At 52.1% G+C, this 470-nt stretch carries 1 protein-coding gene; it reads right to left on the bottom strand.

The genetic code is table 11. From position 1 onward, the window contains the following. A partial coding sequence (locus OK409_RS22450; RefSeq protein ID WP_264367565.1) for a DUF2931 family protein occupies nt 1–415 on the bottom strand: 415 nt, incomplete at its 3' end. Nucleotides 416–470: the final 55 nt, after the last annotated feature.

Genomic DNA, 470 nt, shown 5'->3' with positions numbered 1-470 from the left:
CTTTCCCTTTGATAAAATCCTTTATGTCCTGATCATAACCATCCGGAATGCTGTAGTTAAAGTCAATGCGCGAAGGCACGTCTTTGCAGGCATCCAGTTTATCCCCGGACAGCGTGGTGATTTTTACCGGTTCGACCGGCAGATTGGCGACCGGTGCACTGTTCTGAAGCCAGATGCGGACTTTACCTTCTGGTGCCAGCCCAAACAGCAGCGTGTCATACCAGGCCGTATCCCCACGCCAGTCCTTTCCGGTTGGCACCGACATTTTCTCCCGCAGGGCCGATGAAAAGGTGATGCGCGTCTCGTAGGTCTTTTTATCTATAACCGAATCCCAGCAGAAGAGCATCTGTGCGGGAGGATGCCGGGCTTTGTTGAATTGAGCATGCCTGCTTACCCTGCTGCTCCAGCTTCCCACGCTGTCAGGATTTTCCTGAATGCTGTCCAGCGTTCTGTAAGTAGATACAACTTTC

This window comes from Pantoea sp. RG18 (assembly GCF_025910075.1).
GTDB lineage: Bacteria > Pseudomonadota > Gammaproteobacteria > Enterobacterales > Enterobacteriaceae > Pantoea > Pantoea agglomerans.
The sequence above is the reverse complement of the archived record's forward strand: the minus strand, read 5'-3'. Positions and strand labels throughout refer to the sequence as shown.